Source organism: Actinoplanes sp. NPDC023936, assembly GCF_040639325.1.
Lineage (GTDB): Bacteria > Actinomycetota > Actinomycetes > Mycobacteriales > Micromonosporaceae > Actinoplanes.
This window is the reverse complement of record NZ_JBEZZR010000006.1, coordinates 100,701-119,672: the sequence shown is the minus strand read 5'-3', so window position 1 is coordinate 119,672 and position 18,972 is coordinate 100,701. Positions and strand designations below refer to the sequence as shown.

At 70.4% G+C, this 18,972-nt stretch carries 21 protein-coding genes; 11 read left to right on the top strand and 10 right to left on the bottom strand.

Annotated features, from left to right (window positions below):
- Positions 1 to 138 precede the first annotated feature (138 nt).
- On the bottom strand, positions 139 to 288 hold the full coding sequence (locus AB0F72_RS10890) for a hypothetical protein (protein WP_360428684.1): 150 nt from the start codon (positions 286 to 288) through the stop codon (positions 139 to 141).
- Positions 289 to 316: 28 nt separating this feature from the next.
- Here AB0F72_RS10890 and AB0F72_RS10885 point away from each other — a divergent pair, with 28 nt between their 5' ends.
- Positions 317 to 1,261: a serine hydrolase domain-containing protein gene (locus AB0F72_RS10885; protein WP_360428681.1), complete on the top strand. Its 945-nt coding sequence runs from the start codon at positions 317 to 319 to the stop codon at positions 1,259 to 1,261.
- A gap of 181 nt (positions 1,262 to 1,442) precedes the next feature.
- On the opposite strand, the gene AB0F72_RS10880 is transcribed toward AB0F72_RS10885, so the two are convergent.
- Positions 1,443 to 2,084, bottom strand: a complete 642-nt coding sequence (locus AB0F72_RS10880; RefSeq protein WP_360428679.1) for a helix-turn-helix domain-containing protein — start codon at positions 2,082 to 2,084, stop codon at positions 1,443 to 1,445.
- A 34-nt stretch (positions 2,085 to 2,118) separates the two neighbouring features.
- Between AB0F72_RS10880 and AB0F72_RS10875 the strand changes: the two genes are divergently transcribed.
- From AB0F72_RS10875 to AB0F72_RS10865, 3 genes are all read left to right on the top strand, one after another.
- Complete coding sequence (locus AB0F72_RS10875) at positions 2,119 to 2,457, top strand: rhodanese-like domain-containing protein (protein ID WP_360428676.1); 339 nt, start codon at positions 2,119 to 2,121, stop codon at positions 2,455 to 2,457.
- Between the two features lie 571 nt (positions 2,458 to 3,028).
- Positions 3,029 to 3,535, top strand: coding sequence for a hypothetical protein (locus AB0F72_RS10870; protein WP_360428674.1), 507 nt, complete (start codon positions 3,029 to 3,031; stop codon positions 3,533 to 3,535).
- Between the two features lie 81 nt (positions 3,536 to 3,616).
- A complete protein-coding gene (locus AB0F72_RS10865) occupies positions 3,617 to 4,072 on the top strand; it encodes a universal stress protein (protein ID WP_360428671.1) in 456 nt (151 codons plus the stop codon).
- Between the two features lie 14 nt (positions 4,073 to 4,086).
- On the opposite strand, the gene AB0F72_RS10860 is transcribed toward AB0F72_RS10865, so the two are convergent.
- Entirely contained in the window at positions 4,087 to 5,085 is a 999-nt protein-coding gene (locus tag AB0F72_RS10860) for a nitroreductase (RefSeq protein WP_360429289.1), read from the bottom strand.
- 261 nt (positions 5,086 to 5,346) lie between these two features.
- Between AB0F72_RS10860 and AB0F72_RS10855 the strand changes: the two genes are divergently transcribed.
- From AB0F72_RS10855 to AB0F72_RS10840, 4 genes are all read left to right on the top strand, one after another.
- Complete coding sequence (locus AB0F72_RS10855; protein WP_360428668.1) at positions 5,347 to 5,520, top strand: hypothetical protein; 174 nt, start codon at positions 5,347 to 5,349, stop codon at positions 5,518 to 5,520.
- A 128-nt stretch (positions 5,521 to 5,648) separates the two neighbouring features.
- A complete protein-coding gene (locus AB0F72_RS10850; RefSeq protein ID WP_360428665.1) occupies positions 5,649 to 6,785 on the top strand; it encodes a glycosyltransferase in 1,137 nt (378 codons plus the stop codon).
- 68 nt (positions 6,786 to 6,853) lie between these two features.
- Positions 6,854 to 7,975 carry a glycosyltransferase gene (locus tag AB0F72_RS10845; protein WP_360429286.1) on the top strand — a complete coding sequence of 374 codons (1,122 nt, stop codon included), beginning with the start codon at positions 6,854 to 6,856 and terminating at the stop codon, positions 7,973 to 7,975.
- Positions 7,972 to 8,484, top strand: a complete 513-nt coding sequence (locus AB0F72_RS10840) for a hemerythrin domain-containing protein (protein WP_360428662.1) — start codon at positions 7,972 to 7,974, stop codon at positions 8,482 to 8,484. The genes AB0F72_RS10845 and AB0F72_RS10840 overlap by 4 nt, the downstream gene beginning before the upstream one ends.
- A 17-nt stretch (positions 8,485 to 8,501) precedes the next feature.
- Here AB0F72_RS10840 and AB0F72_RS10835 read toward each other — a convergent pair whose 3' ends face one another.
- Together AB0F72_RS10835 and AB0F72_RS10830 are read right to left on the bottom strand one after the other, a co-directional pair.
- Positions 8,502 to 9,962, bottom strand: coding sequence for an ATPase domain-containing protein (locus tag AB0F72_RS10835; protein ID WP_360428660.1), 1,461 nt, complete (start codon positions 9,960 to 9,962; stop codon positions 8,502 to 8,504).
- Positions 9,959 to 10,318, bottom strand: coding sequence for a response regulator (locus AB0F72_RS10830; protein ID WP_360428657.1), 360 nt, complete (start codon positions 10,316 to 10,318; stop codon positions 9,959 to 9,961). The genes AB0F72_RS10835 and AB0F72_RS10830 overlap by 4 nt, the downstream gene beginning before the upstream one ends.
- A gap of 308 nt (positions 10,319 to 10,626) precedes the next feature.
- On the opposite strand from AB0F72_RS10830, the gene AB0F72_RS10825 reads away from it, so the two are divergent.
- Both AB0F72_RS10825 and AB0F72_RS10820 read left to right on the top strand, forming a co-directional pair.
- Positions 10,627 to 11,346 carry a GAF and ANTAR domain-containing protein gene (locus AB0F72_RS10825; RefSeq protein WP_360428654.1) on the top strand — a complete coding sequence of 240 codons (720 nt, stop codon included), beginning with the start codon at positions 10,627 to 10,629 and terminating at the stop codon, positions 11,344 to 11,346.
- 36 nt (positions 11,347 to 11,382) lie between these two features.
- Entirely contained in the window at positions 11,383 to 12,114 is a 732-nt protein-coding gene (locus AB0F72_RS10820) for a GAF and ANTAR domain-containing protein (RefSeq protein ID WP_360428651.1), read from the top strand.
- A 3-nt stretch (positions 12,115 to 12,117) separates the two neighbouring features.
- Here the strand turns inward: AB0F72_RS10820 and AB0F72_RS10815 are convergent, their stop codons facing one another.
- On the bottom strand, positions 12,118 to 13,197 hold the full coding sequence (locus tag AB0F72_RS10815; RefSeq protein ID WP_360428648.1) for an acyl-CoA desaturase: 1,080 nt from the start codon (positions 13,195 to 13,197) through the stop codon (positions 12,118 to 12,120).
- 239 nt (positions 13,198 to 13,436) lie between these two features.
- Between AB0F72_RS10815 and AB0F72_RS10810 the strand changes: the two genes are divergently transcribed.
- The gene (locus tag AB0F72_RS10810) at positions 13,437 to 13,862 is read left to right on the top strand and encodes a DUF5994 family protein (protein ID WP_360428645.1); all 426 of its coding nucleotides are present in this window, start codon (positions 13,437 to 13,439) and stop codon (positions 13,860 to 13,862) included.
- Positions 13,863 to 13,870: 8 nt separating this feature from the next.
- Here AB0F72_RS10810 and AB0F72_RS10805 read toward each other — a convergent pair whose 3' ends face one another.
- The 4 genes from AB0F72_RS10805 to AB0F72_RS10790 all read right to left on the bottom strand — a co-directional run bounded on the left by AB0F72_RS10805 (position 13,871) and on the right by AB0F72_RS10790 (position 18,921).
- Complete coding sequence (locus AB0F72_RS10805; RefSeq protein WP_360428643.1) at positions 13,871 to 15,529, bottom strand: Na+/H+ antiporter; 1,659 nt, start codon at positions 15,527 to 15,529, stop codon at positions 13,871 to 13,873.
- Between the two features lie 95 nt (positions 15,530 to 15,624).
- Positions 15,625 to 16,464: an ATP-binding protein gene (locus AB0F72_RS10800; protein WP_360428640.1), complete on the bottom strand. Its 840-nt coding sequence runs from the start codon at positions 16,462 to 16,464 to the stop codon at positions 15,625 to 15,627.
- A 270-nt stretch (positions 16,465 to 16,734) separates the two neighbouring features.
- A complete protein-coding gene (locus AB0F72_RS10795; RefSeq protein WP_360428638.1) occupies positions 16,735 to 17,604 on the bottom strand; it encodes an alpha/beta fold hydrolase in 870 nt (289 codons plus the stop codon).
- Between the two features lie 231 nt (positions 17,605 to 17,835).
- Positions 17,836 to 18,921 carry an Lrp/AsnC family transcriptional regulator gene (locus AB0F72_RS10790; protein WP_360428635.1) on the bottom strand — a complete coding sequence of 362 codons (1,086 nt, stop codon included), beginning with the start codon at positions 18,919 to 18,921 and terminating at the stop codon, positions 17,836 to 17,838.
- Positions 18,922 to 18,972 lie beyond the last annotated feature (51 nt).

Here is an 18,972-nt window from a genome sequence, read left to right as displayed (position 1 = left end):
GGTCCGGGACTCGACGTTTTCCCAGCTCAGATGGGGTGCGATCCTAGATCACCCAGATCTACGAAGGCACGAACCAGGTGCAGCGGATCGTGATGGCGAGGCAGCTTCTGAAGGGCTGAAATCGGCTGTTTCAGCAGCTCAGAGGGGTAGTGGCCGGGCGTGCGCGTCCGGCCACTTTGTGTCCCAGGTCAAGCCGGCGGCCTCCGCCAGCGTCGACGCCGGCCGGCAGTCCGCCGGATCGACCTCCATGCCGGACAGGGCCTCGAAGACGTCGCCGCGGATGTACATGGTCGCGGCCGCTCCCGATACTGGGCCGGTGGATCGAGGGTTTCCCGAGCGGGCCGCCGCGCTCATCGAGTTGGCGGGGTACGGCGACGGCGACCGGGTCGTGGTCGGCCTGCGGCACGGGGACGCGCCGGCGGTGTACGTGAGCCATGGCGAACCGTTCACGGCGGCCTGCGTCGCGTCGGTGTCGAAGCAGATCACGGCCGCGTGCGTGGCGCTGCTCGTACGGCAGGGAAAGCTCGACGTCGAGTCGGCGCTGGTCGAATGGATCCCCGAGCTTCCGGCGTGGGCGGCCACCGTCCGCGTGCGGCACCTGATTCACCACACCGGCGGACTGCCCGAGGCCGGCGAGTTCTTCGCGCTCAAGAAGGCCGGGCGGGACCGGACCGTACCCGGCATGCTGGCCGAGCTGGGCGGGCACGCGACCCTGGAGAGCACGCCGGGAACCGCGTTCAGCTACCGCAACCCCGGCTACACCTGCCTGTCGGTCATCGTCGAACGTATCGCCGGCGAGCCGTTCCCGGACTTCGCGCGCTCGCGCCTGTTCGAGCCGCTCGGCATGGCCGCCACCCGCTACTGGCCCGGCCCGGATCCGTTCCCGCCCGGCACCACGCCGACCGAGCTGGGCTCCCCGGCGCCGCTGTCGCTCGGCGACTGCGGCGTCTGGTCGACGGCGGCCGACCTGATGCGCTGGAACGAGGCCCTGATGAACGACGAGCTGGGCGTTTCCGGCCTGTTGCACACGGCGGGCCGGCTCGACGACGGCACGCCCATCCCGTACGGCTGGGGTGTCGACGTGCTGACCCGGGCTGGTTTCCCGCTGCACCGCCACGGCGGCTTGTGGGCGGGTCTGAGCGCCCAGATCGCCCGGTTGCCCGCGCAGCGTGCCGGTATGGTCGTGATCGCGCTGGATCATACGGAGGCCCGTACCCAGAGGCTGGCCGACAGTCTGATCGACGAGCTGGTCGCCCGCTGAGAAAGTCAGGCACCAGCGATGTCTCACCGATCTCGATGTTCGCGAGTTTGGGCGCCGGCCTTCGAGGCGCCAGGAGACCCTGTCGTCGGCCACGAACCACTTACGCACCGTGACGGGTACGTGAGCGCGACGCGCCTTGTCCGCGGGATGAGGGTGATCGGTCAAGAACGGTGCCGTGGCTTCAGATGGTGAGGGCATCGGCAAGGCCCTGCACGGCGTGGCGTACTCGGGTGGCACCGACCTCGGCGGCCACGGCGTGCACGTGTTCGGCGGCGAGGGCGGCCAGCAGGGTGTGCGCGTCGGCCTCTGGGTCATCGCGTCTCTGCAGTAGCAGCGAGACGTGCCGGTGCCAGAACCGGTATGCGCCGATCCGGTAGCGCGCACCGGGCGAAGCGGTCTCCGACATCCGTATCAGTGGCAGATGGGCCAGCAGGTAGTCGAGGTAGGCGGCCACGAAAGCCCGCAACCGTTCGCGTGAGCCGGGGTCGTCGTCCGGCGTGCCCGGTCCGAGCGGTGCCGGGCCGAACATGATCGCCTCTTGCAGGCTGCGCTCCTGTTCGTCGAGCAATGCGACGGCCAGTCCCGCCTTGTCGCCGAAGCGGCGAAACAGCGTGCCCTTGCCCACGCCTGCGGCAGCGGCGATCGCGTCCATGGATACCGCCTCGATGCCGTGTTCGCGGAACAGGGCCGCTGCTGCGTTCAGCACGGCGACACGGTTGCGAGCGGCGTCGGCCCGCTCGACGGGCGGTGAGCTGCACAACAGCAGGAGTTCTTCTGCCGGCCTGGCGGAACCGGACTGCGGTCCGCTAATGTCTCGAGGCATAACTGGACTGTAGTCCGATTACTTGGAGGATGCCATGACCGCCCTCATCACCCGCGAACAGCTCCGCGCCGAAATCGACGCAGGTACCGTCACCGTCATCGACGCCCTCGGCGGCGACTACTACGCTCAGCAGCACCTGCCCGGCGCCATCGCGCTGGTCGAGGCCGACGTCGCGGACCGTGCCGGCACGCTGCTGCCCGACCGTGGCGCGCCGATCGTGACCTACTGCTCGAACCCGGCCTGCCCGAACAGCCAGCGGGTAGCCGACAAGCTCACCGCCCTCGGCTACACCAAGGTGCGCAAGTACCGCGAAGGCATCCAGGACTGGGTGGCCGCCGGCCTGCCCGTCGAGTCCAGCCAACTCGCCGGCTGATCGACACCGGCCGCGCGGGAAGGTCACTTCTGTTCCCGGCCTCCCGCGCAGCCGGTACGCCACCAACAAGCTCCGAATCCGCGCCATGACCCGCACCACACGACGCCACAGGCGCCCCTCATCGGCATGAGCATGCATCCACCCGCCATCGGGTTCGTGGGCGTCGCGCGGGTCGGCAGAGCCGGTGAAATGCGCGTACGGTCGAAGCGTCGCCCGAGACCCCGGTGGCTGTTGAGCCTGCCGACACCGTCGACATTCCCCGCCAATCGTGGCCCGTGCTCTGGTTGCCGCGTCCGGGAGCGGCGCCGGAGCCCGCACGGGAGCACGGTGGCCGCTCTGAGCCGGTGGCGCCGCCATCCGATCGATCCGTGGTTGCGCTGGATGCGCCGCGGACCATGCGCCATGAGCAATCCGAAGGAATGTGAGTGCGATGGTCAGCATCGCCAACAGTCGCGAAACGGCCCTACCCGCCTCCTCGCCGACCGCCCGCGAACGGCCGGGACCGGGTCCGACCGCCCGCGAACGGCCGGGACCGGGTGCCCGGCACCAGGCGCGGGTACCGGAAAGCACGTTGTCGATCACGGGCCGGACGGCCACCGCGGCGCGCTACCTGTCGGCCGGGATCCGGCTCGCGATGGGCTGGCTCTTCCTGTGGGCGTTCCTCGACAAGCTGCTCGGTCTGGGGCGCGGCACTCCCGCCGCGAACGCGTGGCTGGACGGTGGCAGCCCCACCGCAGGCTTCCTGGGTGAGTCCGCGGCCGGCCCGTTCGCCGATCTCTATCACTCGATCGCCGGCAACGCCGTCGTCGACGGCCTGTTCATGGCGGCGCTGGCCGGCATCGGCACAGCGCTGGTCCTGGGCATCGGCATGCGCGTCGCCGCGGCCGCCGGTGCCCTGCTGACCGTGCTGATGTGGACAGTGGTGCTACCGCCGGCCACCAACCCGTTCCTGGACGACCACCTCGTCTACGCGGCGGTGCTGATCCTGCTGGCCCTGCTGGGCGCCGGAAACGTCTGGGGCTTCGGTCGCCGGTGGGCAGCGACCCCGCTCGTGCGGCGCAACACCTGGCTCACGTAGACACTCGCGGCAGGCGCACGCCGTCCCGCGCCATTCATCACCCGTCCTCATTCACCGGCGGGCCATGGTCAGGAGTTCCACATGATCGATCAGAAGCGCGAAGAGGATCATCGCATCGTCGTGGGCGTGGACGATTCCGCCGGTTCCGCGCAAGCGCTGCGCTGGGCACTCGCCCATGCTCGGCTGACCGGCGCGACAGTCGAGGCGGTCACCGCGTGGCAGGTGCCGCCCATGTACGCCTACACCTACGGATGGACGCCCACCGGGATCGACGACGCCGCCGTCGTCAAGTACGCCGAGAAGACTCTGGCCGAGACGGTGGCGCAGGTCCGAAGCGGGGAGGAACACCCGGTGCCGGTCGCCACCCACGTGCTGGAAGGACCGGCCGCGCAGGTCCTGCTGGATGCCGCCAAGGGAGCCCAGTTGATGGTCCTCGGCAGCCGCGGTCAGGGTGCCTTCGCCGGGATGCTGCTCGGCTCGGTCAGCCAGCACTGCGTCCAGCACGCCACCTGTCCCACCGTCATCATCCCGGAATAGCAGGCGGCACGTCGTCAGGCGTACTCGATGATCTGGTCGACGGGCAGCCGGGGCGCGTGCGGGGCGAGGGTGGCGGCCGGGTCGGGCCGGCCCAGTCGCAGCAGCAGGTACGGGTGACCGACGCTCGCGATCATCGCCCGCATCGCTTGCCGGCTCGCGATCACCTCGATCGGCGCGCTGTACGGCACCACGCAGACGCCGTGGCCGGTGGCGGTGAGCCAACCCGCGGACAGCGCCTCACCGGCTCGTAACCAGTCGACCGGATCGTCGCCGCGACCGTAGAGCATGACGAACACCGCCGCCGTGTCGTGCCCGCCGCTGACCGGCAGAGCACCGTGATGGCCGAAATCGCGGCTGGGTACCGTCGTCGGCGTCGCCCGGTCGGGGATCGTCGCGTCCGGAACGCCGGATCCGGACGGCCGGGTGCCACCCGCCCAGGCGGCCAGCTCGGCCTGCCAGGCCGGGTCCGCCGCTTCGCTGCGCTGCGCGTGGTCGACCGCCGCGGCCAGCTCGATGATCTGGTCGGGTCGCAGCGTGTGCAGGTCCGTGTCGTGGGCGCGTATCGCCGCGACGACGGCGGCCAGGTCCGCCGGATCCACCGGTGTTCCGATGATCGGACGGCGGTCGGTGTGCCGCAACGGGATGACCCGCAAGGACTCCAGTGAGGCGGGGTCGGCGGCTTCCCGCTCGGTGATCCGAAGCCGGGCGAGCACGTCCGGGGCGTCGTGGGGTTCCCGGGTCACGGTGGCGTGCCAGCCCTGTGCGCGCAACGCGACGTGTGCGTGATGCAGCGCCGCACCGCAGCTCAGGGTCGCCAGCCGGGCTTCCGGGTCGGTGACCCGCAGGATCCGCTCCGGCGCGAGGCGCAATTCGAGTGTGCCGGCGGTGAGGCGCCACCGCCACGGCTGGGTGTTGCATATCGACGGGGCGTATCCGCCCATGGTTGCCGCCTCGACGAGGGCGTGCGCGGCGACCTGGGTGTCGGTCGGATGGGTCATGGCGTCGCTGAACATCACGGGGCTTCCTTAGGTCGTACCCGCGGGGTCTAGGCGGCTGAATCACGAAAAAGGTGGATTTGATGTCAAGCCTACGCCGCCCGGCGGCAAGCGACGGTTGCCTCGCGTTCTCCCGGGCGTTCCCATGCCACGTTGACGCGTAGCAGGCGCGGGGAGCCGTTCGGCGCGCCGGTCGCCCTGGGCGTAGGGTGAGGGACGTCGCTCCTGACCCCGGCGGCTCCGGTCCACCTCGGCGGACAACCTCGGGAGAGCAGACATATGACCATTTCGAAGGCTGCCGTAATCGCCGCGCTCCGCGAACGTGGCCAGCACGCCAGGGCCCAATTCGTCGATCGGGAGCTACCCGACCGCATCGACCCTGCGCAGCACGGCGGACTGCTGGCCATGCTGCACCTCGATCCGATGGCGCTGGCCGACTCCGAATCGGTGTGAGAGCGGGCCGGCGTTGGCCGGTCGATCAATCCAGCACGACCGACGCTTTCGCCGATTCGGCGCCGTCGCCGCGTGCGGCCGGCCGGCGCGTGACCCGCGCCGGGGCCGACGAACGGAAGGCACGGTTCATGACCATCAGGTACGGATTCCTCAGCACTCACCCGCCCACCCGCTGCGGGCTGGCCACCTTCAACGCCGCACTCGCCGCCCACCTCGGCCGGGCCGGCGTCGCGGGCGGCGTCGTGCGGATCGCGGGGCACGGCGACGACCTCACGTCCGAGCCCGGTGTGGTGCACACCTGGACAGCCGGAACGCCGGCCGGCTGGCGCGACAGCGCCGCGGCGTTGAACAGCTTCGACATCGCCGTCGTGCAGCACGAGTACGGCATCTACCCGGGTCGCGACGGCGGAGAGGTCCTGTCCGTGCTGCGCCGGCTCACCGTGCCGAGCATCGTCGTCCTGCACACCGTGCTCAGCCGGCCCACGCCGAGCCAGAAGTCGCTGCTCGAACAGATCGCGGGGGCCGCCGGCGCGGTCGTGACCATCACGCGGGCCGCTCACGACCGGCTGCTCGCCGGCTACGCCGTCGACCCGGCGAAGATCTCCGTGATCCCGCACGGCGCCTCCGACTACGCCGGCCCGCCGATTCGCCGGCACCCCCAGCCACACCTGCTCACCTGGGGCCTGCTCGGACCGGGTAAGGGCATCGAATGGGCACTGCGCGGCCTGGCCCGGCTGCAGAAGCTCAAGCCCGCACCCGTCTACACCGTGGCGGGCCGGACACATCCCAAGGTCGCCGAACTGCACGGCGAGGCATACCGGGCGAGCCTGCACCAGCTCGGCGCCGCCCTCGGCATCGCGCATCAGGTGCGCTACGAGTCGGCGTACTTCGACGATGCGGCGCTCGGGAAGCTCATCCGCTCCGCCGACGTCGTCGTGCTGCCGTACGACTCCACCGAACAGGTCACCTCGGGCGTCCTCGTCGAGGCGGTGGCGGCGCGGATCCCGGTCGTCGCCACTGCTTTCCCGCACGCGGTGGAACTGCTCACCGACGGACCCGGCCTGCTCGTCCCGCACAAGAACCCGGCGGCCCTCGCGACCGCCATCCGGCGCATCCTCACCCAGCCCGCCCTGGCCGCCACGCTGCGCGACCGCAACGGCCAGGCCGAACCGACACTGCGCTGGCCGGTCGTCGCCCAGCGATACCGCGAACTCGCCGCGACGCTCGTCACCGATCATCACCCGGTCGCCGTGGCCGGCACGTGACAGTCAGGGCCACCAGCACGGCGCCGCGCACCGGCGTCGTCCTGCCCGCCGCCCCCTTCACGCACCTGATGCGGCTGACCGACGACACCGGCCTCTTCGAACATGCCCGGCACGCCATCGCCCGCCGTGGGCACGGCTACTGCACCGACGACGCCGCCCGGGGCCTCGTCGTCACCAGCCGCGAGGGTGATCCCTCCGCCGAGGTGCTGGGGCTCGCGGAGCGTTATCTGGCCTTCCTCACCCACGCGCAGGACGCCGGCGGCGCCTTCCGCAACCGCCTCGGATTCGACCGGAACTGGGCCGATCAACCCGGCTTGGGGGACTGGTGGGGACGCGCCCTCTGGGGCCTCGGGACCGCCGCGGCGCGCTGCCCGGCTCCGTGGATCCGCCGGGAAGCCCGCCACGCTTTCATCCGAGGCGCCTCCTGCCGTGCCGGCAGCCCGCGGGCCATGGCATTCGCCGCGTTCGGCGCCGCCGAACTGCTCCGTGCCGACCCCGGCGACGGATCTGCCGCTTCGCTGCTCGCCGACGGATCTGCTGCTTCGCTCCTCGCTGACGCCGTGACGGTGATCGGACGCCCCGGCTCCGATCCGCGCTGGCCGTGGCCGGACGAGCGGCTCACCTACGCCAACGCCGCGCTCGCCGAAGCCCTGATCCTCGCCGGCGACCTTCTCGGCGATTTCCCGACCCGGGCCGCCGGCCTGCGCATGCTGACCTGGCTGCTGGACATCCAGACCAGCGACGGCCATCTGTCGGTCCTGCCCGCGGCCGGCTGGCAACGCGGCACGCCACGACTGCGCCATGATCAGCAACCGATCGAGGTGGCGGCGCTGGCCGATGCCTGCGCCACCGCCGCCGGCGTCACCGGCGATCAGGGCTGGCACGAGGGCGTGCACCGGTGCGTCGCCTGGTTCCTCGGCGACAACGACATCGGCCGGGCGATGTGGGACCCGGCGACCGGCGGCGGTTACGACGGGCTGACCCCGCACGGACCCAACCTCAACCAGGGCGCGGAATCCACCCTCGCCCTCATCTCCACGCTCCAGCACGGGTCCACTCTCCAGCACGGAAGCGCAATGGGCGCCCGGCGCGGAGGGATTCCGCTCGGGGCGCGGAGTACCGTGGAGGAATCAAGCCACAACGCTCTGGACCCCGGCGTCATCGCTGCTGATTCTGGGGGCCGGCCATGAGTTCCTCGATCGATTTCACCTCGGGCAACCGTCACGCGTCCGCATGGCGCGGGCCGGTGGTCGTGATGGGCTACGCCGACGTCATCGATGTGCTGCTGGAGCAGCACGACGAAATCCGCCGGCTGTGTGCCGGTGTCGAGCGCTCCCGGGGCGCGGAGAGAGAGCGGCGGTTCAGGGAGCTCGAGGCCCTGGTCCATCTGCACGAGCGCGGCGAACGGGCCGTCGTCCATCCGGCCGCCCGCACCGGCACCGGCACCGGTGACGTGGTCGGTACGGCCCGCATGCTCGCGGGAGCCGCCATCCAGCGGTCCCTCGCGACCCTGCACGACCTCGGCACCCGCCACTCGGGCTTCGACAGCGGATTCGCGACCCTGTACCGGGCGATTCTGGAGCACGCCACCCGTGAGGAACTGGACGAGTTCCCGCTCCTGCGCCTCCAGGTGCCGGTCCAGCGGCTGCACATGATGGCCGGTGAGCTGCACGACGTCCAGGCCATGGACGCGGCCTGACCCACAGAAAGGCGTCGTCAGCCCGCGTCGTCGTCAGGACGGGGTGCGGCGGGGCACTCGCGCAGGACGCTCCAGCCGAGCATTCCGGTGAGTCGTCCGATTTTGTCACCCACTGTGAAGCCGTTCTCGGTGATGTGGCAGGAATACATGCCGCTCTCGTGGCGGCTGTTGCGCATCTTCAGGACGTTGAGGGCCCGGCCGATCTCGGCGCTGTGTTCGAGGTAGCGGAGCTGGACCACGTTGTCGAACAGGTACATGAGTCCGACCAGGGGGTCGGCCATGGGCCCGAACGTCGTCGTCTCGCTGGTGACCCACAACGAGGCGCCGGCGTCGCGGACGACGCCGAGGAGACTGCGCAGGTAGGCGGGGAACCGGTGGGCCTCGCGGGCGGCGTTGGCCATCGCGTCCAGACTGTCGATCACGATCCGGGTGGTCGTGCCGTCGGCTATCCGGTGGCGGATCACGGTCGCCAGCACGTCGAGGTCGAGGCTGCCCATCGGTACGTGCGAGATGACCATCTGGTCGCGGGCCCGGGCGGCTTCGAAGTCCCACCCGAACGTGTCGGCCACGTAGATCAGTTGGTCGACGGTGTCCTGGAAGCTGATGTAGAGGGTCCGCTCGTTCCGGGCCAGGCCCTCGGCCACGAAGCGCAGACAGCCGATGGTCTTGCCCACGCCGCACGCGCCGAGCACGAGGGTGGCGTCCCCGTCGGGGATGCCGCCGCCCATCAGCGGGTCCAGGCCAGGGATCCCGGAAGGGATGCGGCCGCGCCGGACGGCCACCGACTCGGGGAGGAAGGACTCGACCCGGGGGTACACCCGGAACCCGTCGGCGGTGATGTGAACCGCGTGCGTGCCGTTGAGGTGGGTGGCGGCGCGCAGCTTCATCACTCGCAGGCCGCGCCGGTCCACCGGTTCGCGGGCTTCGTGCGTGAGGTGGACGATGCCGTCGGCCAGGGCGAACTCCACCCCGCTCTGCATGTCCTCGGTGGTGTACTCGCCGAGCAGCAGGAGCACCGCCCTGCTGTGCGCGACACGGCTGGTCAGGTCGTACAGCGCCATCCGCAGGACGTGGTCGCTGACGAAGTCACGCAGCATCTTGGCGCTGTCGATCACCACCAGCGCCGGCTCGTCGTCGAGGGCTTTGCGGACCACCTCGTCGATGAGCGGTTCGAGGTCGTTGGCGCCGGTGCCGCGCAGTTTGTCGCCCAGGTGCACGTATTCGACCTTCGGCCCCAGGTCCTCCCGGGAGAAGAACGGAAAACCGCTGAGGTGCTCGATGAGTTTGGAGTGCGGCTCCGACAGGGTCGTGTAGTACACGGCCTTGTGCTCGACGGTGGCGTTGGCGAAACAGATCTGCTGCGCCAGGATCGTCTTGCCGGATCCGGGCGGCCCGGCCACGACCACCACCGAACCCGGCTGCAGGCCGCCACCGAGGATCAGGTCCAGGTCCGCCTGCCCGGTCGACAGTCGCTTCACTTCGTGCCACGTCCTTCCCGGAGCAGTCTCGCGGCCACCCGGAGCACCTCGGCGCGCTGGTACGGCTTGGCGAGCGCGGCATCGGCGTCGACTGCCAGGTGCGCGTCGCCGCTGATCACCAGAATGGGAATCGCCGTGGTCACCGGGTCGGCCCGCAGCGCTCGAATGAGTTCGACACCGCTCATCACCGGCATCATCATGTCGGTCACCACGAGATCCGGTGCCGTCTCCTGCACGGAGGTGAGGGCGGTGGCGCCGTCACCGGCCTCGGTGACCTCGTGGCCGGCACGCGTGAGGATCCGCCGGAGGATGAATCGCAGATCCGGCTCGTCGTCGACCACGAGAATCCTGCTCACCGAACCCGTCCGTTCACGGGCCAGCCCGCCGGCCCTCGCCGTGGTCATACGCTGATATGGCCTCGCTAATGGTATATACCCGGCTAATGGGGCGGTGGCACAAGCGGCCCGATACCGACGCTCGGCGGGCCGGTGCGCCAACGAGCAATCCGATCCGCCAAGAAGTGAGCAGGCTCCGGCGAGGAGTAGGGTGAGCCCTATCTGTTGGCTCATGCCGCCCCAGTCCCCGGCGTATGCGCTTGGAAGGGGACGGGTGTGCCGGTATCGACGCGCTGCCCGGCCCGGCTGTCTCCCGATCGAGTGTCGTCATGACCTCGGCCCTCGGCGAGGACGAGCGCCGGGCGTTCGTCCGGCGGCTCATCGACCGGCAGCCGGCGGACCTGGGCCTGCTTCAGCGGATCTGCCTGGCCGCCGTCGAGGCGTTGGCGGCCACCGGGTCCGGCATCAGCGTGATGACCAGTGACGGGACGCGTGGGGTGTGCGCCGCATCGGATCCGTTGAGTGAGCGCGTCGAGGATTTCCAGTTCGTCCTCGGTGAGGGACCGTGCATCGATGCTTTCGCCGCTCGCCGGCCGGTGCTCACGCCGGATCTGTCCGACGCCGGGCCCTACCGGTGGCCGTTCTACGGCCCGGCCGCCCGGGGCGACGGCGTCCGTGCCGTGTTCGCCTTCCCGTTGCAGGTCGGCGCCGCACGGCTCGGGGTCATGGACGTCTTCCGGGACCGGGCGGGCCCGTTGAACGGTGCGGAACTGCGGACCGCCTTCACCCTCACCGAGGTCGCCGTGGAAGCACTGCTCGACCGGGAACAGAACGGGGTCGCGCGCGACGGCGATGCCGGGGCCCTGGAGGTGGGACGCCGCGCCGAACTGTTCCAGGCGCAAGGGATGGTCATGATGCAACTGGGGGTATCCATCGGTGAGGCTCTGGCACGGATGCGGGCTCACGCCTATGCCCAGAACCGTCGTCTCGAGGAGGTCGCTCGCGACGTCGTCGAGCGACGGCTGCGATTGGATGGGAGCGACGAATGAGCAGTTTTCGGGTGCGGGGTTACCGGGAGGCAGATCATGAGCAGCGTTTCGACTGAGCGGCTCGCGACGATCTTCGTGGAGGCCGCCGATACCCTGGTGGACGAATTCGACCTCCTCGATTTCCTGCACATGGTCACCGACCGGGCCCAGAGCCTGGTCGACGCGGCCGCGGCCGGACTGATGCTGGCCGACGAGCGAGGGCGGCTGGAGTTCATGGCGGGCTCGGACGAGAACGTCCGACTGGTGGAGCTGTTCCAGCTGCAGAACGACCAGGGTCCCTGCCTGGAGGCGTTCCGGACCGGGCGATCGATCGTCAATGTCGACCTCGCGTCGGCGACGGACCGCTGGCCGCGTTTCGCGCCCCGGGCGACCGATGCCGGTTTCCGATCCGTGCACGCGTTTCCGCTCCGGCTGCGTACGCAGGTGATCGGCGCCCTGAACATCTTCGGCAGCTCCACCGGCGGAGTCTTCGACCCGGCCGATGTTCCGATCATGCAGGCGCTCGCCGACATCGCGACCATCGGCCTGATGCAGGAACGCGCGATCCGCCGTAGCGAGGCGCTGACCGAGCAACTGCAGGGCGCCCTGAACAGCCGGATCATCATCGAGCAGGCCAAGGGCGCCATCGCTCAGGTCCACGGGATCAGCGTCGACGAGGCGTTCCGCCGGATCCGTGCCTATGCCCGGAACAACAACCGGCGCCTGACCGAGGTGGCCGAGCTGATCGTCACCGACCTGGCCGCCCTGCCGGACCTGACGCGGCCCTGAGCGTCACGTCCTGCTCGCGCGCAACGGGGCGCCCACCTCGTGCAGGTGGCGCAGCGCCTGCCGGTACGACTCGACCAGGCTCGTCTCCTCGTAGGCGACGCCGACCTGTGCGCAGTACGCCTTGACGATCGGTCGAGCCTTGCGCAGGTTGGGGGCGGGCATCGCCGGGAACAGGTGGTGCTCGATCTGGTGGTTCAGGCCCCCCAGGGCCGTGTCGGTGAGCCAGCCACCGGTGACGTTGCGCGCGGTCAGCACCTGTTTGCGCAGGTAGTCCTCGTCCCCGGTCGGATGCGGCATCCCCTTGTGGTTCGGCGCGAACGTCATGCCGAGGTACACCCCGAACACCGCGTGATGCACGGCGAAGAAGGCGAGCGCCTGCAGCGGGGACAGAACCACGAGAAGGACCGTCACGTACGCCACCAGGTGCAGCGCCATCAGACCGGCTTCCAGGCCGCGGTGCTTCATGCCGGGACGCCGGAGCGCCTTGATGCTGGAGATCCGCAGGTCGATGCTGAGCAGCGTCAGCAACGGGAAGAACAGGCCCGCCTGGTGACGATTGATGAAGCCCTTCAGCCCGCGCCGGCCGACCGCCGACTCGGTCGCCCAGATCAGCACCTCCGGCTGTACGTCCGGGTCGAGGTCATCGTGGTTGGGGTTGTTGTGGTGCCGGGTGTGCTTCTCCATCCACCACCCGTAACTCATGCCGATCCCGGCGTTGGCCACCGTCCGGCCGACCAGTTCGCTGGTCCTCCGCGTACGGAAGACCTGGCGGTGTGCCACGTCGTGCGCCAGCAGCGCCACCTGCGAGAACACGACGCCCAGAAGCGCGGCGACGGCGAGCTGCCACCACGACGAGCCGAGGATCGGGACCGCTGCCCAGGCCGCGGCGAACATCGCGGCGACGACAGTGATCCGCACGGCGTAGTAGGCCGGTAGCCGTTCGAGCAGCCCGGCCTCGGTGATGCGCCGGTTCAGCGCGGCGAAGTCGCTGCCGGCTGGGCGCGGTCGTTCCGTGGCGGACGTCGTGGCGGAATCAGATCGCCGTGAATCGGCGGAAACGGAGACAGGAACAGGGACGCTCATCGCGCGACTCCCTCGATGTGCTCCCCGGACACGATGCGACGTGTGGGTGAGCAAAGGCTGATGACGAAGGCTGCGGGAGTCTGGACAGCCGTTGCCTGAACGATACCCGCGTCGCGCGGCGAGCAAACGGCGTGAACGAGCGTAGGGTTCAGTGACACCCGGCCTTCTCGGCGTCTCCCGGCGAGCGCACCGCGCCCACCCCTTGATGACGCGGATGTCGCCGACAGGAAGGCACCCTCATGGACCGGAACGCCGGCGCCGCACGACTGCGCCTGGACCCGCATCCCTCCCGGACCACCGTTCTCGACGGGGCCTGGTGGCCTCGCTCGACCGACGCGACAACCGAGCTCCCCGCGCTGGTGGAAGCGCTGTCCGATCTCCGGGGGGAGATCACGCATCTGCTGCTCAACCCCGCCGAATGGGACCTGCCGCATCTTCCGCGGGCGGCGGCGGGCCGCTCGGCGGCACGGCTCGGGTGGTACACCTCCCAGCCGGCCGGGCTGGTCACCGTCATGAGCGACTTCGGGCGTGACCGCTTCGATCTCCTGGTCGTCCCGTCCGGCGCGAGCCGGCGCTCGGCCGACGCCGCCTTGACCGCGGCGGCGGACGCCGGCGACGAACGCCGCACACCTGAGCTGCTCGCCGGCATCGAGAGCGGCGGCTGATCGGCGCCCTACCGCTGCACCGGCCGGTCGGGAAGCAGGCGCTCCTCGTGGTCCAGTTCGCGTTCCAGCACACGCAGACCCTCGTCCGGGAGCCGGCCGGAATCCCGCCACCGCAGCAGTTCCTCCCGCTGGGCGTCGAGCGCTACCCGGCGAACGTGCAACCCGGCCTCGTACAGCGGCGACACCGGCAAGCTGTCCGGGTCGCTGCTCTGCAGCAGCGCGACCCGGCTGCGGTATCGGGCCAGCCGGGTGCGCAGCTGGCCGCGCATCGTCTCGATCACGTGGGCCTGGATGTCGTCGTTCTCCTGTGCCTCCAGATCGTCGAGCGCGACCAGCGCGGCCTCGACCGAGGCCGAACGCGCCTCGTTGCGCAGCCGCGCCTTGTCGTTGTCGTTCGCGCTCAGCCCGAGCGCCCGGACGAGCGGACCGAAGGTGAGACCCTGGCCGACCAGGGTGACGAGCACGACCACGAACGTGCAGAACAGCAGCAGGTCCCGGTCCGGGAACGGCTCTCCGCTGTCGGTGACCAGCGGCAGCGTGAAGATCGCCGCAAGGCTGATCACTCCGCGCGTGCCCGCCCAGCTCAGCGCGACGACCTCCCGGCCGGTCAGCGGCTCCCCGTCATCCGTTTCGGCGTTGCCGTCCGACCTGTCGCCGCCCAGCCAGGTGTGCAGGGAACGCGGCAGTGACTGGGTGAGCAGCAACCACAGCGGACGCAGCAGCAGGACGGAACCGACAGTGATCGCGACGGCGATCACGATGGTGGACGTCTCGTACTGCCCGAGGCCGCGCACGACCGCGGGCAATTGCTGACCGATCAACAGGAAGACGAAGCCTTCGAGCAGGAAGTCGACCAGCCGCCATACCGCGCTGGTCTGGAGGCGGCCCGCGCCGGAGGCCGATCGCGGCGTGTGGTGCCCGACGATCAGCCCGGCCACGACGACTGCCAGCACACCGGAGACATGGATCTGCTCGCCGATCAGGTAGGCCGCGAACGGGACACTGAGCGAGACCGCGTTGGCCATGATCGGGTCACCGCTCATCGGCCGGGACAGCAGGCGGACCGCGAAGGCCATCAGCGCGCCGACGGCCACCCCGCCCACCGCGGCGATCACGAACCGGCCGAGCGCGGCCGGCGCGGAGAAGTTCCCGTCCACGGCCGCCGCGACGGCGACGCTCAGGATGGTGAGGGCGGTGGCGTCGTTGAGCAGTCCCTCACCCTGGATCAGGGTGACGATCCGCGGCGGCAACCCGGCCTTGCGGCCGACCCCCAGCGCTGCCACCGGGTCCGGTGGCGCCACCGCCGCACCGACCGCGATGCCGGCGGCCAAGGTTGCGCCGGCGACGAACCACGCGAACCCCAGGCCGATCATCACGGCGGTGAGCAACACCAGGAAGACCGACAGGCTGACCACCGTACGCAGGTTGCGGCGGATTCCGAGGAGCGAGGAATCCAGGGCCGCGCTGTAGAGCAGCGGCGGCAGCACGAACGTCAGGACGATGTCCGGGTCGAGCGAGACGTTGGGTCCGGGCAGCAACGCGTATCCGAAGCCGATGATCGGCAACAGCGCGGCGGCCGGAAGGCCGGTCCGGTTCGCCACCCAGCGCACCGACACGACCACGGCGACGGCGGCAAGGACGAAAGCCAGTAACACGTGGACGCTCATGCCTAACCTTCTCCCACGGAACACCTCTCGCCTTGCACCGGGCTGGGCGTGAGCGAGAGCGGGACCGGATGGCTCATGGCGCCTGTCGTACGCCGTTATCCGCCCGGATCACCGGACAGGGTTGCCCAGACGACCTTGCCACCGTGGGCCGGCATGGCTCCCCACCCGGCGGCGGTCGCGTGGACCAGCCGCAGGCCCCGGCCTCGCTCGGAGAGCGGGAGCTGCGGGCCGCCGGGCGCGGACTCATCCAGGTGCGGATAGCGGGTGTCGCTGTCCCGGACGGCCAGGTGCAGATCGCTGCCGCGCCGGGACACGGTGATCACGAATTCGGTGCCGGCATGCTCCACCGCGTTGCTGGACAGCTCCGACATGATCAGTACGGCGTCATGCCGCAAATCTAACAGCTGCCAGGCCTCACATGCCTGTTTAACCAGCTCACGGGCCACCGGTACGGAGGTGGGGTGCGGCGCCAGCCGGGTCTGCCAGCGGTGGTTGCGCGCCAGCCTGCCGCCGATCGCGATGCGCGCCTCCGTCATCGTGGCGAACAGCAGCGGCGGGTTGCCGTCGTGATGACGTAACCGGTGCCCCAGCATCGCCGACGGTGGCACGCAGAGCGCCAGGTGTACCGGCGACGGCCCGTCTCGTGCCGTGCGCTGCGCGGCCAACCAGAACGGCAGACTCGTCCCGTGCGGATCGGCGACGTCGTGCAGATCGATGATGAGCGCTTCCGAAGGCCCGGCCAGGCAGAGCCGCAGACCGCTGGTGACCTGGTTGCCGAGGTGCTGTGACCATGGGCCGTGCACCTTCATCTCCACCACGGTGCTGCTCGCGTCGGCGGTGACACCGACCGACACCCCGCGGCGGTTGGTCACCGTGGTGACCAGGTACGGCGGCTGAAGTGGCAGGGTCCGCCCGCGCCCCTCCACGGCGGTCACCGCCCACCGCCGGAGGACGTCGTGTCACCTGATCGAGGACCAGGCGGTGGATGGGGGCGGCGGATGACGACAGTCACGGTTACTCCAGGGGCACCTCGCTGGGATGGCGCGCCACCGGGGTCTGGAGCAGCGAGAGGCGATGGGACACACCGCCACCGATCCGACGATATACCGCCCGGCGCGGGTGCGCCGGGGGAGGCCCGAAGCACGGTCCGGCGGCCGGGCGCCCCTTCAGCCCGGTACCGGGCTTGCTGTCACTGCTCCGGCGGTTCAGCCGCGAGCACGTTCGGATTCGGTCGTTTCCGGGGCCGGTGTTCTGAGCGTGCCGGTTATCGCGGCCATTGCCCGCAGCGACGACGTTCCGGGCCGGAAATAGCCGTCGTGGCCTTCGACGTCGGAGCAGGGCAGAGGCTGCGCGCCGAATTCCCTGTCGATCGGGAGGCGGCCGTGGCCGACGCCGAGGATGCGGACTCCGGGTAGGCGGCGGGTCCAGTCGTCCGGTGCGCTGCCCGCCCAGACCCGGGCCTCGGTGCGCAGCGCGGCGCGGCTGGCGACGCCCATGCCGGGGCTGCCGATCGCAACGATGTCGGTGACCTGGGGTGGCAGGTTCGCGGCGGCGCGGGCGGCCACGATCGAGCCGTAGCTGTGGCCGATCAGGGTGATCTCCAGGTCCGGGTGGTCCTGGACCAGCCAGGCGACGAAACGTTCCAGGGCCAGGGCGCCGGTTGCCGCCCGATCCTCGCGGAGCGCGTCACGGCGTACCCCCTCGGGTGGGTCGTAGCCCAGCCAGGCGATCACCGCGACCGGCGCGCCCGGCGCGAGCGCCGCGTGCAGTTGCCGCGCCTGCCAGGCCGGCGCCCGGGAGATCACGCCACCGAGACCGCTGTCGAAATTGGACATCGTGGTGTCCACGCCGGGGATCAGGATCGCCGCCCGGCGGGCCGTCGCGAGGTCGCCCAGCACCTCGACGATCCGGCCGTCGCCGGTCGGTTCCACGGCGAGGAGCCGTCGGCCGGCCGGGTCGGGGACGGGGTCGGCGAGATAGCGGAGAGGCGCCGGCTCGGCCGCGACGGTCGGCCCGGCGAGCCACAGCGCCGGCACGGCGAGGAGGAGCAACGAGACCATCCACAGTCGATTCATGACCGGGAAGGTAGGAAGGCGGTGGGTCGATGCTCGTCGGTCCGGAGAGCTGTCAAACCCCTAGTACCCAGGTATCACCATCTATGACCCGACGATGAAACAGGCGAGGAAACAGCGCCGCGACGCGTCACCGCATCTGGACCTGCGGCAGTGGAGCCAACCAGAAATGGGTGCTCAAGTGAGCGTCAGGCGTTTACTGTGGACCACCTCCGGCTGACCGGGTAGGGGCGGTCAGTCGACCACCTGCCGGAGGCGGGCCAAAAGCTCGCCTTCGGCAGCGTCGGACTCCGGGTCGTTCCAAAACCCCAGGGGTACGGTCCTCAGCTTGCGCCCGAGCGGATCCAGCAGGTGGCCGCCGAGCTTCATCACCCAGAGCGCCACCGCCCGGTCGATGATCCGCAGCTCCGGCACCTGCACCGACAGCCGCGCCTCGAACGCGGCGACCTCCTGCACCGACCGCAGCCAGACCACCAGGATCAGGTTCGCCGAGCCGGAGAGCGTGGCGCAGAACCGGGTCTCCCGCATCCCGCTCAGCTTGCTCACCACCCGCCCGGTGTCGGCGGCCGGGAGCGTGCACCAGATCGACACCGAGATCGGATATCCGGACACATAACGAGCGACTTCGCATCGGTACGCGATGGAGCGTTCCGCATCGAGCCGGTCCAGGCGCCGCCGGACCGTCGTCGGGCTCAACCCGGTCCGTTCGGCGATCCGTACCGCCGGTTGCCGCGGGTCCTCGCTCAGCACCTGCATGAGGCGCACGTCCTCGTCGCCGAGGACGTGAGCGGGCCGGACCGCCGCCGGACGGCCTTCGGCGAGTGACTGCCGTGCCGCGTCGCTGAGCCGGTCGAGCCGCCACCGGCTGCCCTCGATGTGCACGGTCAGCGCGATCTGGGTACGCGACGCGGCCACTCCGGGAAACGTGCCGAGCCGCAGGCTCAGGTAGCGGCCGAGCTGCACGTGGTCGACGAAGGCGGCCTGGATCAGCAGGTCCCGCGCCCCGGTCACGTGTTCCAGGGTGACGATGTGGACGTCGTCGGCGAGCCCGGCCGCCACCTCGGGCAGCCGACCGGCCACGCAGTCCACCTCGATCACCGCGAGCACCACGGACTGCAGCGCGAACTGGGCCGGCATGCAGCTGATCCAGGCGTGCCCGGACCGGAAGAGCCGGTTCCACCGCCGGGCCGCGGTCGAGGCGTCCACACCGAGCGCGGCGCCGATCCGCTGCCAGTCGGCGCGGGGCGCGAGTTGCAGGGCGGTCAGGAGTTGGTAGTCCAGCTCGTCCAGGGTGAGCGTTTCCGGCGTCTCACTGGTCATTGACGGCGGATCTCTGCAATTTCCGCGCCACAGCGTTCATTCTGGTGACCA

What these genes read in the sequence shown, in the direction of transcription:
- AB0F72_RS10880 (WP_360428679.1), bottom strand. Translation starts at nt 2,084, where the DNA reads ATGCCTCGAGACATTAGCGGACCGCAGTCCGGTTCCGCCAGGCCGGCA.
- AB0F72_RS10810 (WP_360428645.1), top strand. Translation starts at nt 13,437, where the DNA reads ATGGACCGGAACGCCGGCGCCGCACGACTGCGCCTGGACCCGCATCCC.
- AB0F72_RS10855 (WP_360428668.1), top strand. Translation starts at nt 5,347, where the DNA reads ATGACCATTTCGAAGGCTGCCGTAATCGCCGCGCTCCGCGAACGTGGC.
- AB0F72_RS10860 (WP_360429289.1), bottom strand. Translation starts at nt 5,085, where the DNA reads ATGTTCAGCGACGCCATGACCCATCCGACCGACACCCAGGTCGCCGCG.
- AB0F72_RS10790 (WP_360428635.1), bottom strand. Translation starts at nt 18,921, where the DNA reads ATGACCAGTGAGACGCCGGAAACGCTCACCCTGGACGAGCTGGACTAC.
- AB0F72_RS10890 (WP_360428684.1), bottom strand. Translation starts at nt 288, where the DNA reads ATGTACATCCGCGGCGACGTCTTCGAGGCCCTGTCCGGCATGGAGGTC.
- AB0F72_RS10865 (WP_360428671.1), top strand. Translation starts at nt 3,617, where the DNA reads ATGATCGATCAGAAGCGCGAAGAGGATCATCGCATCGTCGTGGGCGTG.
- AB0F72_RS10845 (WP_360429286.1), top strand. Translation starts at nt 6,854, where the DNA reads ATGCGGCTGACCGACGACACCGGCCTCTTCGAACATGCCCGGCACGCC.
- AB0F72_RS10815 (WP_360428648.1), bottom strand. Translation starts at nt 13,197, where the DNA reads ATGAGCGTCCCTGTTCCTGTCTCCGTTTCCGCCGATTCACGGCGATCT.
- AB0F72_RS10840 (WP_360428662.1), top strand. Translation starts at nt 7,972, where the DNA reads ATGAGTTCCTCGATCGATTTCACCTCGGGCAACCGTCACGCGTCCGCA.
- AB0F72_RS10875 (WP_360428676.1), top strand. Translation starts at nt 2,119, where the DNA reads ATGACCGCCCTCATCACCCGCGAACAGCTCCGCGCCGAAATCGACGCA.
- AB0F72_RS10805 (WP_360428643.1), bottom strand. Translation starts at nt 15,529, where the DNA reads ATGAGCGTCCACGTGTTACTGGCTTTCGTCCTTGCCGCCGTCGCCGTG.
- AB0F72_RS10825 (WP_360428654.1), top strand. Translation starts at nt 10,627, where the DNA reads ATGACCTCGGCCCTCGGCGAGGACGAGCGCCGGGCGTTCGTCCGGCGG.
- AB0F72_RS10820 (WP_360428651.1), top strand. Translation starts at nt 11,383, where the DNA reads ATGAGCAGCGTTTCGACTGAGCGGCTCGCGACGATCTTCGTGGAGGCC.
- AB0F72_RS10850 (WP_360428665.1), top strand. Translation starts at nt 5,649, where the DNA reads ATGACCATCAGGTACGGATTCCTCAGCACTCACCCGCCCACCCGCTGC.
- AB0F72_RS10795 (WP_360428638.1), bottom strand. Translation starts at nt 17,604, where the DNA reads ATGAATCGACTGTGGATGGTCTCGTTGCTCCTCCTCGCCGTGCCGGCG.